13 protein-coding genes are annotated in these 16,122 nt (G+C 26.1%); all 13 read right to left on the bottom strand.

The window, feature by feature from the left end; translation table 11 throughout:
• Positions 1 to 7: 7 nt before the first annotated feature.
• Positions 8 to 1,096 (bottom strand): hypothetical protein, encoded by a 1,089-nt coding sequence (locus tag BUE91_RS02235; protein WP_073507809.1) that lies wholly within the window; start codon positions 1,094 to 1,096, stop codon positions 8 to 10.
• A gap of 101 nt (positions 1,097 to 1,197) precedes the next feature.
• Positions 1,198 to 2,214: a hypothetical protein gene (locus BUE91_RS02230; RefSeq protein ID WP_073507808.1), complete on the bottom strand. Its 1,017-nt coding sequence runs from the start codon at positions 2,212 to 2,214 to the stop codon at positions 1,198 to 1,200.
• Between the two features lie 105 nt (positions 2,215 to 2,319).
• Positions 2,320 to 3,015, bottom strand: a complete 696-nt coding sequence (locus BUE91_RS02225) for a B3/B4 domain-containing protein (RefSeq protein ID WP_143605223.1) — start codon at positions 3,013 to 3,015, stop codon at positions 2,320 to 2,322.
• Entirely contained in the window at positions 3,015 to 3,383 is a 369-nt protein-coding gene (locus tag BUE91_RS02220; RefSeq protein WP_012858181.1) for an OsmC family protein, read from the bottom strand. The genes BUE91_RS02225 and BUE91_RS02220 overlap by 1 nt, the downstream gene beginning before the upstream one ends.
• Before the next feature lie 8 nt (positions 3,384 to 3,391).
• Entirely contained in the window at positions 3,392 to 3,889 is a 498-nt protein-coding gene (locus BUE91_RS02215; RefSeq protein WP_073507806.1) for a hypothetical protein, read from the bottom strand.
• A 117-nt stretch (positions 3,890 to 4,006) separates the two neighbouring features.
• Positions 4,007 to 6,073, bottom strand: a complete 2,067-nt coding sequence (locus BUE91_RS02210) for a hypothetical protein (protein ID WP_073507805.1) — start codon at positions 6,071 to 6,073, stop codon at positions 4,007 to 4,009.
• A gap of 11 nt (positions 6,074 to 6,084) precedes the next feature.
• Positions 6,085 to 7,269: a glycoside hydrolase family 88 protein gene (locus BUE91_RS02205; protein ID WP_073507804.1), complete on the bottom strand. Its 1,185-nt coding sequence runs from the start codon at positions 7,267 to 7,269 to the stop codon at positions 6,085 to 6,087.
• 13 nt (positions 7,270 to 7,282) lie between these two features.
• Entirely contained in the window at positions 7,283 to 8,686 is a 1,404-nt protein-coding gene (locus BUE91_RS02200; RefSeq protein WP_066901327.1) for a sulfatase family protein, read from the bottom strand.
• A 12-nt stretch (positions 8,687 to 8,698) separates the two neighbouring features.
• A complete protein-coding gene (locus BUE91_RS02195) occupies positions 8,699 to 10,918 on the bottom strand; it encodes a polysaccharide lyase 8 family protein (protein ID WP_073507803.1) in 2,220 nt (739 codons plus the stop codon).
• Complete coding sequence (locus BUE91_RS02190; protein WP_073507802.1) at positions 10,915 to 12,699, bottom strand: heparinase II/III domain-containing protein; 1,785 nt, start codon at positions 12,697 to 12,699, stop codon at positions 10,915 to 10,917. The genes BUE91_RS02195 and BUE91_RS02190 overlap by 4 nt, the downstream gene beginning before the upstream one ends.
• 56 nt (positions 12,700 to 12,755) lie before the next feature.
• Positions 12,756 to 14,273 (bottom strand): extracellular solute-binding protein, encoded by a 1,518-nt coding sequence (locus BUE91_RS02185; RefSeq protein WP_083573732.1) that lies wholly within the window; start codon positions 14,271 to 14,273, stop codon positions 12,756 to 12,758.
• 30 nt (positions 14,274 to 14,303) lie between these two features.
• Positions 14,304 to 15,182, bottom strand: coding sequence for a carbohydrate ABC transporter permease (locus tag BUE91_RS02180; protein ID WP_066901335.1), 879 nt, complete (start codon positions 15,180 to 15,182; stop codon positions 14,304 to 14,306).
• Positions 15,183 to 15,191: 9 nt separating this feature from the next.
• Positions 15,192 to 16,088: an ABC transporter permease gene (locus BUE91_RS02175; protein WP_066901337.1), complete on the bottom strand. Its 897-nt coding sequence runs from the start codon at positions 16,086 to 16,088 to the stop codon at positions 15,192 to 15,194.
• Positions 16,089 to 16,122: the final 34 nt, after the last annotated feature.

Raw genomic sequence — 16,122 nt, 5'->3', positions numbered from 1 at the left:
TGGATTTTTACCATTTATATAATAAACCTATTTTAACATAAGGTTTAGTTGAATAATATTGCATAATATTTTCTGTTCCTACAGATTCATCAAAAGGTGGATAATATTTAAAATTATTTTCAAAACCTAATGATGTGTTAATTAATATGTCTTTTATAATATTATAGTCTATTTTAATTTCTGTATCTAAATTCACACTAAGTTTATCTATGTCTAATGAAAATCTTGGAATTAACATTAACTTATCAGTAGCTTTAATATTAAACTGATTATCTGTTTTAAATCTTAATGAAGTTACAGGATCATATCCTGAATCATATCCTTTAATATTTATTTTCTGAACTTTTATTCCTAATTCATTATATGAAATAATATTAAGTTTAGAATTAACTGTATAATCTATTTCTCCCCCAATTTCAATATCACTAAATATTATAGTTTTGTCATTTTCAAATATATATATTATTAAATTTTGCATGTCATTTAAAATCGCATTTTCATTTGTGGCAAATTCAATATCATAATTTCTATTAACAATAAAATTTTGAACTAATACACTAGAATTTATTTTTCCTCTTAACTTAATATTATTATTAATATACTTAGATACATGAAACCCTATACTTCCTCCATTTATATTATTCTGTCCAATAAATACATGATTATATGATATATATCCTCCAAGAATTAAATCCTTGTATTCTTTCTTATTAGCATACTTAACTTCTAATTCTGGACCATATTTTCCTTCGAATTTATACCCTATATTTAAATCTCCATATCTTTTAAAATCTAATTTCATATTCAATTCTGTATTTTTATAATCTAAATATACTTTTTTACTAATCCCATTATATTCATAAGCAAATTTTGTATCTAATGTTAGAAATTCATATATTTCAGCTTTAATACCCAAATCATGTCCAACTAGTGATTTATCTATATTATTTCTCCTATCTTTTGTTGTTTCATTAGAAACTGTCAAATTAGTTTTAATTTCACCACTAAATGGTTTATGATTTTTAAAATCAAATATTTTATTATTGGCAAATATTATATAAGATAACATTAACCATAATAAATATATTTTTTTCATAAATTTTTCTCCTTATATTCTACTCACATTTTTCATACATTATACACCCCCCCTTGCTTTGTCAATAAAAAGGGAATATAAAAATCCTCCTAGGTGGATTTTTACCATTTATATAACAAACCTCCTTTGGCATAAGGGGTTGTTGATTCATATTCTTTTAAAGTTTTACCTGAAACATATTTGAACTTATTTTCAACTCCTACTCCTCCATTAACTGATAAACCTCCAATAATATTATAGTCAGCTCTTAAATTTGTATTTAATTTTGTTTCAAGTCTATCTGCACTTAATGCCATTTTTGGAGTTATTAAAACTCCTCTTTTTGTTATTATTTTTACCTTATTATCTGTTTCAAATCTTAATGAAGTTGAAGAATTGCTAATGTCAGCCATATTTAAATTTATTTTATTAACTACAACACCTAGTTCATTATAGCTACTAAATGTAATCTTAGGGCTTATAGATACATCTATCTTCCCTCCAATTTTCATATCTGCTTCTATTGCATTTTTCTTTAAAGTTCCCGTCATAAATAATTTTTGAGTATCTACATTAACATTAACCCCAGCTTTATATGTTAATCTAAGATTTTTATTAACATCATGAGATACATATATTTCTCCATCTCCTATTCTCATACCACTAGCAATAAAGTTTGTATCAGCTATTTTTACACTAGGTGTAAATATTCTTTGATATGATATATATCCACCAATAGTTGCAGAATTAATTCTACCCTTATTAGCATATTTAATTTCTAATTCTGATCCATAATTTCCACCAAATTTATACCCAAAGCCTAAGTTACCATATTTTCTTAAATTTACATTAGCATTTAATTCAGTGTTTTCAACATCAAGATATACTTGTTTTACAGTATTTTTATATCCATAACCAATTTTTCCACCAAGAGTTATAAGCTCATATACCTCTGCTTTAACTCCTAAATTATGTTTTAATAAAAAATCTGACTTGTCTTGTTTTGACATTTCACTAGAAACTGTAAAATTTGTTTCAACTTCTCCACCAAAAGGTTTGGAGTTTTCCAAATCAAATGTCATATCACTTGCAAAGATTGTAAATGATGACATAGCCATAAATAATATACCTTTTTTCATACCTTAATTCTCCTTTTTAAGTTATAACTAATTATATCATGAGCAAATAACCAAAACAATCAAACTAAGAGTTTTCAAACACATATCATACCAATAGCAAAAACTTTAAACTTCTCTATTATCCTTAGATAATATAACTATCTTAGTTTTTGCCATTAAATATTTTTCTATATTTTCTGCAATTTCATTTAAGGCATCATTTAATTCTTTTTCTCTTTCATTATCAATAAGTTCAATAATTAAAAAAGCATTTTTTGTTTTATCTGTAACCATAGTTCTTTTACCATCTCTCAAGTTAAAACATCTACATACTGCCCCTTCATCATCTCTATAGCATAATTCTCCCTGCAAAGTAGGGCTATTTTTATCCTCACCTATTAAATAGAACTCATCATTTCCTTCAGTTATACCAAGTCTTAATGTTCCTTTAAAAGTATCACTATCTTCTGCCCCACATGGCATTCCATATTTTAATGAAATTGTGTTATATATATCTACAAGTGGATTAATACTAGAAACTTCATTTCCTTTTTCTACTCTTTTAAGTAATGCCTCTATAGAAGACCTAACACCTTTTTTAGTTTTAAACTTTTGATATGCTTCTCTCCAAACAGATATAACTGGATTTTCACTAAAATTATCTTTAATAAAATATTTTTTAGCTTCCTCATTTGATGCCATAAGAGCTTCTTTAATCTCTTTTGAGCTTTCTCCCCCATTATTCATATCTTCTATTAAAACTATACCTAATTTTGAGTTAGGGAAAAGATTCCAATAACTTTCTTCTGCAATAAATTTCATTATATCCCTCTAATATTTTTTATTATTTTAACTTCCTTTGAAATCATTTTATGCACAGTACATTTTTCCTCAACATAAGCAAGTATTCTTTGTATTTCAGCTTCACTTACTTCTATATCTAATTTAATATCCATTTCAATATTCATACCATCAAGTTTTGATATAGCTTCAACTTTAACATCCATTCCCATAATTGAGAAATATGATCTAATTACCATTATTATACAACCAACTAATGCTGAATTTAAAAGACCTACTGGACTTGTTCCTATAGGATTTAATTTCTTATAATCCATATTATATACACTTCCATTAGTTTCTGTGCTAACTTCATACCCTTTTATACTTTCACCTTTTGTAATATACATTTTCCCTCCTATTTTTGTTTATTAAGTTCTATTTGAATTAAATCAAATAAATGATTATACAATTCTAAATTATATATTGGTGTTAATTTTGAATGTTTTTTTGTTGTTCTAAAATCAAGTGATAATATATCTAATATACCAATTCCATCTTCTTCTTTATATTGTTCACTAACTAATAATCTTACCTCTACTCCAGCTTCTTTTTGAGTAAATACTGCTTGAATAGTATTGTTCTTAGATGTTTTAGCTCCTATAAGAACATTGAATGCTTCATCGCTAGTTTGAACTTCTGAATATCCTTTAATAAATCCAGCTTCTAAATCAGCTGTAATAATATTATATTCCTTATCAACTATCATATTTCTTGTTGCTAAAAAGACATCTTTCATAGGCTTATTATACACCCTAGTTGTCATAACCCTTACTTCTTCTGGACTAAGCCTCGGTACTGTACTACATGAAATAGTAACTAATAACAATAATAAAAAGCTGAATATTTTCTTCATTTTTCCTCCTAAATAATACATATTTTAAATATTATACCTTAATTTTAGTTAAATTAAAACAAAATTAACTAATAAATTTAAAAAGAGAGTAAATTTTAAAAATTTACCCCCAAATAATTACCATGTATATTTAATATTTAATCCTATTCTTCCTTCAAAATTTCTAAAATTAAATTTCTTATTAAATACTGCATTCTTAATGGCATCTTGATGTATTTTAAGTTTATTTTTTCTTTCATTACTACCTTGTTTTGCTTTTTCTAATTCCTTCTTCTTATTTTCTAATTCTTTTGCATAAGAAGCCGTATTATATCTATATTTTCTAAAATCAAGTACACCCTCTATATATGGTATAAGTTGTAATCTACCTTCTAACTTTCTAATAACCAATGAAAATTTAGGATTCATTCTATAGGAATGCACCGCATTTATTGTACTTGTTTTTTTAATATAGTTATCTAAATTTGTATATTTTTTATCCTTATACTTACCAGAACCATAGTTTTTTATATAGTCAGAAAAAATTTTAAAATTTTCTTGATCTAACAAATTATATCCATAAGTATTATTTAAATTAAATACAGTAGTAACATCTTTTATCATCAAATATCTTAATTCTAAATTCAATTTAGATAATATAGTATTTGCCATATCTTTATCTTTTGAATTACTTTTTTCTTTAAATAAATTATAGTACTGTAATTCTCCAAATAATGTGCTTTTAAGTTGTTCATAAGTATTTACATATTTAAAACTAGAGCTTACAAGAAATATATTAGATAATTTATTACTTTTTTTAAATTTTAATGTTTCAAAATTAGTATAGTTATATAAATTTAAATTCAAATTTATCTCATTATTGTTTATATCATATTTCTTTTCATTAAAAACTGTAGTAAAAATATCATTATTTACTTTTCCATCATGCTTTATCCCATATCTTAAATTTATAGTAGAATTTAAATTATTTTTTTTATACCATAAACTAGGCCCTATTAATATTTCATGAGTAAACTTATATTTATTATTTTTCTGTTTATCAGTTATTAAACTATATTTAAAATCAAATCTATTATTTATACTATGTTTTGTATTAACTAGACTTATTTCAGATATAAGGGTATTTTTAAATTCTTTAACTAATGCATTTTTAGAAAAATCATGTTTAATCTTTAACTTATTTTCAAGACTAGAAATAAGTTTTATATTATTTTTATAATATTGTATATTAATTTTTACTTCAGGTTTATGTTCATAATCTCCACCCTTATATGCCTTTATTAATGCCTCGTAATTAATTTTAACATTTATATTTACATTTTTTATATTATCCTTATACTCATTTGATGATACAAATTTAAAATCATTTATTTTAGATAATTTTTTAGCCTCAAATAAAATAGAGTTTTCAAGATTTTCTTTAACAGATAATTTTGTTGATATACTATATTTTGACCTTATACCTCCAAATCCATCTACATTCTTTTTATCTATAGTGTATGTATTCTCAGTCTTTAAAAAGCTTTTTCTTGAAATCCTACCTAAGGTTATAGCAAAGGCTTCATATTTATGTGTTCCAAGCTTCATATTATCACTAGTATATATAGATCCTAGAATTAAATTAACTTTTCTATTAACCCTACCATTTAAAACAGCAGAAATTATTGTATTTTTATCAACTTCTAAGCTATATCCACTTTCTTTTAGATTACTTTTCTTATTCCTAGCCTTATTATGAGCATTTATAGCCTCTTCAAATACCTTTTTACTTTCCTCTTTTTTAGATTTAGACTTACCATCTTCCATTACATTTTTAGTTTTAATGTATCCTTTTTTATGACCTACTGTTAAAATTAAATCAAAATCATTGTTTAATGGGGCATCTAATCTTGCTCCAAAATAGTAGTTTTCATAATTATTATTTGGCTTATTTTCCTCTTTTTTATTCTGTGTATCAACCCCACCGAAAATAAAGAGATTTTTGTTGTTATAAAAATACATTCCACCATCTAAAACAATATTAGTTGATCTCATTAAAGGCTTTCCTATATTCTTAGTCCTAACCCCCTTAGTGTCGTATTCAATTTCTCTTAATTTATGTGAATATTTTAAATCACTACTTAAAAATCCACTACTTTGTGATAATATTCCTAATACCAATAAAAAATATATCTTCTTTTTCATATTTTATCTCCTTACCAATAAATATTCCATTCTGGTTTTAAGAATCTAATTAGAGCTTCCATATAAAAATAATCTCCCCATATACAACTTTCTCCTACTCCAATATTATGAGGCTTTGAATAAACTGATTCTTTTAATAAAGCATTTGAATTCATATCTTTAGTTGTATATTTTTCTATTAATGCTTTCATCATTGCCATTGCAGCATTATAGTAAAGGGACTTATCAGGATCATCATCTGATAAATGTTTATGCATTTCTAAAATACCACAAATAGCTATGGCTGATGAAGAACTATCTCTTTCTTCCATATCTTCAGGTTTAAAATCCATATCCCAATAACATACATTATCAACAGGTAATTTATTTAAAAAAGTATTAGTTACTTTCTTATACATATCTATGAATTTCTTATCTCCTAAATATTTATGTGCTAAGGCAAATCCATATATTCCCCATGCTTGCCCCCTTGCCCAAGTTGAATCATCTGATCTACCCTGTGCCGTAACACCCTTTAAAGGTTTACCTGTTTCTGTGTCAAAATAGAAAGTATGAAAAGTTGTTCCATTGTCCCTGATTATAACCTTAGAAACTGTTTCTAAATGTTTAGTTGCAACCTCCCTATACTTACTATCTCCCGTAACATCACTTGCCCAGAATAATAGAGGTACATTTAAATTACAGTCTATAATTAATCTATAATCTTCTGGTTTATCTAACACTCCCCAAGCTTGAATAAATTCTCCTTTTTCCCTATATCTTCTCATTAGAACATCAGCAGCTTTAATTGCTGTTGATTTTGCAACATTAGAATTAGTTATTTTGTAATTTGCTACAACTGATGGAATATATAAAAATCCTAAATCATGATGATCTACTGATATATTATTATCTATTCTCTCTTTGTATGTCTTTAACTGATAATCTGCAATTTTCTTATACTTTTCCTCTAATGTAATTTCATATGCTAGCCATAATATACCTGTCCAAAATCCACTAGTCCAATCATCCCATTCCCCACCATTTAATATGCCAGGATAAATATTATTAACACTTGATGGCCTAGGGAAAGTATTTATAAATACATTACTATTTTGATCAACCTTTGTTAATGCTTCATGTAATCCTCTATAAATTATTTCATTTTTTAATTCAATTTTTTTAAATTTTTCTCTTACTTCCTTAAATAATTCCATAAAATCTCCTTATTTAAAATCCGTCATTATGTTCTTTTAACCATTTTTGTAAAATAGTATTTAATTCATTTGCAATTTTATCTTCACTAATATTTTTAATAATTTTAGGATTAAGTTGATAAATATCTTTTATATTATCATATAGTAAAGTTTCTATTTCTCTACCTGGCTCATATCCCTTATTAATTACAAAAGTATGTTCTCTACTTTTAACTGCACGCCAACCAAAATCAAGGTTATTTAAGTTCTCTTTTTTAAATTTCTCTATAGCCTTTATTTGCCCAGGATATGCTGCCATTATTGCAACATTTTCTAAATCTTCTTCTAAATTAACTATTACTTCTTTTAAATCTTTTCCTTCAACAGTTTTTGGTATTTTTAAATCTAATAATGATAATAAGGTTGGCATTATATCTACCCCACTTAATACACTATCAGTAATTCCTTTATTATCACCAAACTTAATCATAAATGGAACTCCTATAGATTCTTCATACCACACATGTTTACTCCATAACCCATGAGAACATAACATTTCTCCATGATCTGCTGTAAGAACTATTATACTATTTTCATATAGATTATTTTCTTTCAAATACTCTACTATTCTACCAAGATTTTCATCTATACCACTTATTGCAGCATAATACTTTCTTAATGCATCCTGAAATTCTTCTTCTGTAAAATTAAGAGCCTCTGGCATAGATTCTGTATGATCTATAACATTTTCTAATATTACATTATCACTTACTCTTAATTTTTTTCCTTTATAAAGATTAACATATTTTTCAGGAACTAAATCAAGTGGAGTATGAGGTGGATTCCATGATAAAAATAGAGCAAATGGTTTTTCTTTATTTTTATCTAAAAATTCTATTGCTTTATCTGTTTCATGCTCAACTGACCATTTATCTATTTCTATCATATTATGACTATTTTCCCAATAATGTGGTTTTAAATGATTATCATATGCTCCATATGAATACCAATAATCTATACCATGTCTTTTTTTACCAGGTGGAGTATAAGCGTCCCAATTTCTTGCACCTGATTTTGGTTTTTCTTCAACATTTTCTTCTGGGTTATCTAAATGCCATTTACCTATATATCCAATATAGTAATCATTTTCTTTTAATACATCTGTTATTGTTATTGATTCTTCTTTTAACCATACATCATAAAGACCTGTTTTACAGTTAGTCCATACCCCATGAGTTGCTGGATATGTACCTGTAAGTATACTTGCTCTACTTGGAGAACATAAAGGTCCTGTACTCACAGCATTAGTAAAAACTAATGAATCATTAGAAAATTTATCTATATTAGGTGTAATTACATCTTCTACTCCTACAAAACCTGCTGCATTTCTTCTCCATTGATCTGCAAAAAGAAAGATTAAGTTATATTTCTTATTCATAAATATTCCTATCTATTTTTTTATTAAATTTATTGTCTTACTCATACCATTCTTATCTAATTTAACAGTTATTATAGTCTTATTATTTTTATTTACCACCAAAGCATCATTACTTACATAGTTACCATCAAGCATTATTTTAGCTTCTAATAATTTGTGATTAGGATCTGCTATAGTTAAGCTAACATTTGAACCATTTACTTTTCTAATTAATGATATAGCATCATTTATTTCTATTCCGTCAAAACACAATTTATCTGACCTCCAAGAATTAATTGCTAATATATTATCTTTTCCTATAATATGTGCAATATCATCTAATCTCTTTATTGAAATTCCTTTTACTTCCTTATCAGAAACAGCATAGGCATAACTACCATTTTTAGGATTATTTCCATGCTTAATTATTAATTCTACAAATTCCTTGGTAATAGGATTTTCTTTTTTACCACCTATTTCTTTAAAACTTCCTGTTCTTTTAACTATATATTTTTCTATTTTAGTTCCCATTAAAGGTGTGTATACTATTTTTTTAGCACTCATGTTATTAATTCTATTATCAACAACAGTTATTATATCCCCATCACTACTTTTAATATTTGAACCAAGTGCAACCATAATTCCATCTAATAATAGATAACTTTTCTTAGCTTCTGTTAAATTATTCCAAGAAATAAAATCCATTCCTATAAAGGCTTCTTTCCCATTTCCTGCTCCACCAACCCATGTTTTAGGACTTAAGTATTTAGGATGTCTTCTCTCACCACTTGATATTACTCTATCATTTGTACTTTCTGTAGTACCTGATAGTCTAAGTGGATTAACAGTTGGGAAATAATCTACAAAATCAGAAGAATTTTCAGTGTATATATATGTCATACCATCTCCTGTATACCAACCTTTTAAATTCTCTTTATTCATAGTCTCATAATTTGCTATCCTATTTGAATGCATAGATATGACAAATTTCATATTATTTTCTCCTATGCCCACTGCTCTATCCATATACGAGAATACTTTAGTACCCTTAACGTCTAAAGGTTTAATATTCTTATCTTTTACTATCTCATTTAAAATATTTGCTATTACTAAATTATTAACACTATCAGGCATATATTCTAAATTATTATCTAATATAGCTTTTTTAACTATAGATTCAATCTTATTTTTATACTCCCCTTTTGCACCACGTGAAATTAAGGCAAGTGAATTAATAATAGATCTAGCTCTCACTAAATCATTTGAATCATCTCTACTTATAGACCTACCATTAACAGAATCATTAATTCCACCATTAATTAATAAATAAGAATAACCATTTAATATTACATCATAAATATTAATAATACTTGGATTATCTATTTCAAATGAAGTATTTCCTGTTAAGTATATAAACTGAGAAAGACCATTTAATAATACCTGTCCATAAGTCCCACTATATGCTACATTTTCATGTTGAATAAATGAATGATCTTTATAAAACCCATCCCCTTTTTCAACGTATTCTCCAACTACAGCAACTGAATTTATAGCTCTTTTAATTTCTGAAGCATTTCCTTCTAATATACCTCTACCATAAGTTACTAAGGCTGTATCCATTCTATTTCCACCCTTTGAAACTCTCTTATTAGGACTCGTTGAAGTTTTTGCTGAAGGTGATGCTCCAGAAAATTCTGGATCTGGTTGGAAATAATATGAAGCTTTTAAAAGATTATCAGCAATTTCTTTTTCTACTATTCCTTCTCCCATAATTAATATTTCATTTAATGTCTTAGGTATACCAATTTCCCATTCCCACCAATTTCCTTTTTCCATAGCTCCTTTTACATAACCATTTTGTGATATTATTTCAAGAGCAATATTGATAATTTCTTTTATTTCCTTATCTTTATAAACCTTAGTATCTGGTGTAAGATATGCTTTTATTAAAGTTTGTATATCTTTTAAAGATTTTAGTAAATGAGGTCCACTACTCATATCCTGATAATCTTTAAACACATAATTTTGTGTTTCATAAACTCTAACTTTATTTAAAATATCTTCTGAACTTTTATTTAATTTTTCTATATTCTTTTCTTTATTTTCTTTAGATACCTCTTTTAAAGAAATATTATACGGTACATTTAATAAAAACTCTTTCCACTTTAACTTCATAGTTTCTATTTCTTTATTTTGATTATTAAAACTTAAAATCCCTACAATTAGAGTTAAAAATACTATTATTTTTTTCATTTTACAACCACCTTAAAATTTTTATATAAAGGATCATTTTTAATATATATGACATTTTGTTCTTCTATGTTATCTTCATTTTTACAAAAAATCATATATTTTTTATCTCCAGAAGTAATTTTACAAAAATATCCTCTATTATTGCAATATATTTCTTCAAATTGTATATTCTTATTTAAGATTTTATGAACTATCTGAATACTATCTTTAAAATTATATTCTAGCATAACGAATTTACTTTTTTCTTTTTCATTATACCTACTACTATATATTCCCTCATTCATTGTATATTTCCCTACATTAAAGTATATACACTTATTAAGTAAAAGACTTTCTTTTCCTTCATCTATTTCTAATTTAGGATGAAAATGATAATACATTTTCAAATTATGTTTACCTTTAGAATATATCCTATTTATTATTATTACATTATCCTCACAAAATATGAATTTTCTTTCAATATATGCATTACTTTCTATATCAAATACATTCATTTTAATGCAAATAACACCCTTATCTTCTACTCTATCTATAGGACTTATTAAAGGATATTTACCCACATACTCCCATGAATTTTTAACATTTAAAAATTCTTTATTATCAAGAACTAGTGTATTATGAGCAGCAGCACTCTTTAAATATCTTCTATACTCATTGTCTAAATATGTATATCTTCCATTATCAACTAACATTTCTACTTCATTAAAATAGTTAAAATGGAATAAATCAACATGTAAATGACCAGAGCTCATATTAGTTAGATAACTACTAAAAGAATAGTTATTATTTATAAGGTGATAATATCCACTCTCTTTTAATAAGTATTCTCTTTTTTTATTTGTAGCTTTTTCTAATATATATCCATTAACATAATCTCCAGCAAACATATATGAGTTTTCTTTTAAACTATATTTTCCCTTTATTTTTAACACTGCATTTGCCATAGCTAAGATATCTTCAACATTATCATCATCACTATCTCCAAAATTTATTTGTTTAAAATTTGGATAATGTAATTTTTCTGCTGATTTAAGCATCTTCTTTAAATATTTAGTAAATAGATTACATTTAATATTAAGATTTTTTTCTATCATTACTACCCATACAGTATAAATTAACATCTGATAATGATATGTCATTGATTTTTCTATATGTAATCCATCATTATCTATCTGTGTCTCAAGCTGAATTTTCATATACTTTTTTGCTTTTTTATAATACACCTTATTATACATCAATGCAAAGGTATATACTCCAGCCATTTGTATATACCCCCAATTACTATGATAATATTTTTCTAAGAATGAATTAAATATGTATATACAGGTCTTATCCAAATGATCTATTATACAATTTTCTTCATTTTTAGTAATATATTTTAATTCCTTTAAGTATATTAAAGCTCTAAGTATATTTATTATTCTTATCCCACTATCTAAAGTTCTTGTACTTAACTCATATTTTAAGTCCTTATGGGTATTAATAAAATCAAAAATTATTTCTTTTATTTTAAGTAAATACTTTTCTTCTTTATTTTTTTCATAAGCTAGAAATAGGGGATCAAAATAGTTCATTCTACTTCTCATAAATATCCATTCTTCATCATCATTTACTAACTCATTCCAATCTTTAGGAATAGTAAAATATTGTGAAGTTCTTTCCATGTCCCATGGATGAATGAATATTAGTTTATTTTCTAATATATTTTCTGCCTGCTCTAATTGCATATCTACATTAAAATTATGTAATACATAATTAAAATTCTTTCTAAAGTTAAACACAGTATCCTCCATTGTTTAACTAAAGGGAGAATTTCTTCTCCCTTTATTATTTAATATTATCTATTAAAGTTTTTGAATGCTTCATTTTGAATTTTTTCAGCTGTAGATAATCCTAAATCTTGTAATCTCTTAATATACATATCCCATTCCTTATCTATATTTCCAGAACCTAAAATCCATTGTTGTGCTTTTTCTTCAACAACTGCTCTTAAAGCTGTATCTATAGAAACAAATTCTTTTGATTTTTCTTTAGTGTATTTAAGTATTGGTAACTCATCTAATACTACATCATTATCCATATAGTATTTAAATCCTTCTTTAGCAATTTGAGATGCCCAACCTAACTCATATTGTGCATCTTGGAATGCTCCCAGTCTATATTGAGCTCCAACTTCTCTTAATACTGCTAAAGGAGTTTTTCCGTCAGGATTTTTAAGTACTTTGTCTGTAAATACTGGTTTACCATCAACTAATGTATATTCTGATCCTTCTATACCAAAGTTCCATAATCTTCTACCTTCAATTGAATACCAATAATCAAAATATTTAATTAATGAAACTGGATCTTTAGCATCCTTAGATATTCCCCAACCACCTAAATATGTAGTTCTAGCATGTCTTGTTTTACTATTTCCATTTAATTCATAAGGAAGAACTAATCTAAAGTTAAATCCAGGTATTTTATCTGCTAAACTTCCATTATATGAACTAGTTGAAGCTATCCAGTCATCTGTTGCTCCACCTAAGTTATTTGATAATAAGTAATCTCTACTTTCTAATCCTCTTGTAAATATTTCCTCATCTATTAATCCTTCTTTATACCATTTAGATAATTCTTTAATAGCATGTTTAAATGAATCTTGTGAAGGTCCATATTTAACAACACCATTTTCTTCATACCATATAGGTGATGCTTTAAATAGATCAACTAATGAAGTTAAAACCTTTCTAACATTATTAGCTCTTACAAACAATGGAACTTCATCTTTTTTACCATTTCCATTTGGATCCTTTTCTCTAAATGCTTTTAGTGTAGTATATAGTTCATCTACTGTTCTTGGTTCTTTTAATCCTAATTTATCTAACCAATCCTGTCTAATGAAATATCCTTGAGAAACTTTTAAATTAAAGTAATCATAATAATTAGGAATCATATATATATGTCCATCAATTGCAACTGCATCCTTCTTATATCTAGGATTTTCTTCAAAGAATTTCTTTAAATTTGGTGCATGTTTATCTATTAAATCTTCTAATGGTATTAATCCACCTTCTATACCTAAGTTTTCTAAATCAGATGATAATTCATATGAGATAATATCAGGTAATTTATTCTCTGTAAGCATTAAGTTATATGCTTGAATTTGATCTGTTTGATTTTGAGAAGCAACATTTACTAATTTAATATTAGTATCTTGCTCAGCTTTTGCAAATACAGGTAATTTAGGGTCTAATGCTTTACCTAAATGCATTGCAAATATTGTTGTTTCTTTTGGTCCTGTCATAATTTCATCTTTTTTTCCACAACTTACTACTACTAATCCTAAAAGTCCCAATGCTAATAATTTTTTCATAATTTCCTCTCCTTTTATATATTTTGTTAATTATCCTTTTACTGCCCCTAATGTTACCCCTTTTCTAAAGAATCTTTGTATAAATGGGTATGCAATTAACATAGGTAATATTGAAATTACTATTATTGCATATATTATTGATTGTGGTGATGTTAAGCTCTCTGGTGTAATTAACTGTGCTGCTTCACCACTAGACATCTTATCTACTATTAATTTTTTTACAAATACCTGTAAAGGTGCTTTTGCATCATCTCTTAAAAGTATCATAGTCCAAAAATATCCATTCCAACGAGATATTGCATAAAACAATGAAACGGTTGTAATTGCTGATGTTGATAATGGTAAATATATATTAGTCATTATCCTAAATTGACTTGCACCATCTATTCTTGCTGATTCCTCTAAAGATCTAGGTACACTTTCAAAGAAAGATTTTAGTATTATTACATTAAATGTATTAATTGCAAATCCGACTATCACTCCTGTATAACTATTTATCATACCCAAATCTCTAAAATTTAAATACTTAGGTATTATGCCAGGATCAAACCACATAGTTATTATTACAAGCATTATTATTGCTTTTCTAAACTTTAAATCTGGTTTAGATAATACATATGCCCCACTAATAGTAAATAGCATATTAACAAATGTTCCTACTACGGTTATAAAGATTGTATTTGCATAAGCTCTCCATATCCCTGTTGTCTTAAAAGCTGCAATAAAAGATGATAACGTAAATCCTTTAGGAAATAGCGTAACTTGCCCTGTTTCTAGTAAAAATGGATTACTAAAAGATGCAGAAAATACATATACTATTGGATATAGGAAAATAATGGCAAAAACTGTTAATAAAAAGTAGTTTATTACATTAAAAACTTTTTCATCTGTACTCATTCTTATTTTCATCTATATCACCTACCATATTCCTAAATTTGCTACTTTTTTGCTTATAGTATTTGCTGTGTATACTAAAAGCATAGCTATTATTGCATTAAATAATCCTACTGCTGTTGCTAAACCAAAATCTTGATTAATTACTCCAGTTCTGTAAACATAAGTACTTATTACATCGGCTGTTTCATAAGTAGCTGGTTGATAAAGTAATAATACTGTTTCAAATGCTACACTCAACATAGAACCTATTTTTAAAATTAACATTACTACTATAGTTGGCATTATACTTGGTATAGTAATATTTATTAATTGTTGTAATTTTGTTGCTCCATCAATTTTTGCTGCCTCATAAAGTTGTTCATCTACTGCAGTTAGAGCTGCTATGTATATGATTGCATTAAATCCTGTATTCTTCCATGAATTTAATCCAACAAATATCCCTCTAAAAAATTCTGGTTTAATCAAGAAATATATTTTTTCAAATCCAAGTTTTTGTAATATTATATTTATTACACCTGTATTTGGTGATAACATATTTATTGTTATACCTGCTGCAATAACAATAGCTATAAAATATGGTATAAATGAAGCCGTTTGTACAAAAGCTTTAAAAATCTTATTCCTAACTTCATTTAACATAAGTGCTATTAATATAGCTAAAGGAAATTCTATTAATAGTGAATATATATTTAACATAAGAGTATTTTTTAAAGTTCTATAAAACTCTGGTGATGTTAAAAACATTCTAAAATGTTTTAGTCCTACCCACGGACTACTGGCTATTCCTTTAAATACACTGTAATCTTTAAACGCTATTAATAATCCATACATAGGTTTAAACATAAATAATACATACCAAATAATAAACGGTAGCATTATTAAATACAGCGATATCTGATCTCTATTAAATTTTTTCATTTATTTCACCTACAAACTTATGTTTTCTTCTGTT

This window comes from Streptobacillus notomytis (genome assembly GCF_001902585.1).
GTDB classification, from domain to species: domain Bacteria; phylum Fusobacteriota; class Fusobacteriia; order Fusobacteriales; family Leptotrichiaceae; genus Streptobacillus; species Streptobacillus notomytis.
The sequence above is the reverse complement of the archived record's forward strand: the minus strand, read 5'-3'. Positions and strand labels throughout refer to the sequence as shown.

Excerpts from the sequence above, each read along its gene's own strand:
- BUE91_RS02235 (WP_073507809.1), bottom strand. The coding sequence starts at position 1,096 with ATGAAAAAAATATATTTATTATGGTTAATGTTATCTTATATAATATTT.
- BUE91_RS02230 (WP_073507808.1), bottom strand. The coding sequence starts at position 2,214 with ATGAAAAAAGGTATATTATTTATGGCTATGTCATCATTTACAATCTTT.
- BUE91_RS02225 (WP_143605223.1), bottom strand. The coding sequence starts at position 3,015 with ATGAAATTTATTGCAGAAGAAAGTTATTGGAATCTTTTCCCTAACTCA.
- BUE91_RS02220 (WP_012858181.1), bottom strand. The coding sequence starts at position 3,383 with ATGTATATTACAAAAGGTGAAAGTATAAAAGGGTATGAAGTTAGCACA.
- BUE91_RS02215 (WP_073507806.1), bottom strand. The coding sequence starts at position 3,889 with ATGAAGAAAATATTCAGCTTTTTATTATTGTTATTAGTTACTATTTCA.
- BUE91_RS02210 (WP_073507805.1), bottom strand. The coding sequence starts at position 6,073 with ATGAAAAAGAAGATATATTTTTTATTGGTATTAGGAATATTATCACAA.
- BUE91_RS02205 (WP_073507804.1), bottom strand. The coding sequence starts at position 7,269 with ATGGAATTATTTAAGGAAGTAAGAGAAAAATTTAAAAAAATTGAATTA.
- BUE91_RS02200 (WP_066901327.1), bottom strand. The coding sequence starts at position 8,686 with ATGAATAAGAAATATAACTTAATCTTTCTTTTTGCAGATCAATGGAGA.
- BUE91_RS02195 (WP_073507803.1), bottom strand. The coding sequence starts at position 10,918 with ATGAAAAAAATAATAGTATTTTTAACTCTAATTGTAGGGATTTTAAGT.
- BUE91_RS02185 (WP_083573732.1), bottom strand. The coding sequence starts at position 14,273 with ATGAAAAAATTATTAGCATTGGGACTTTTAGGATTAGTAGTAGTAAGT.
- BUE91_RS02180 (WP_066901335.1), bottom strand. The coding sequence starts at position 15,182 with ATGAAAATAAGAATGAGTACAGATGAAAAAGTTTTTAATGTAATAAAC.
- BUE91_RS02175 (WP_066901337.1), bottom strand. The coding sequence starts at position 16,088 with ATGAAAAAATTTAATAGAGATCAGATATCGCTGTATTTAATAATGCTA.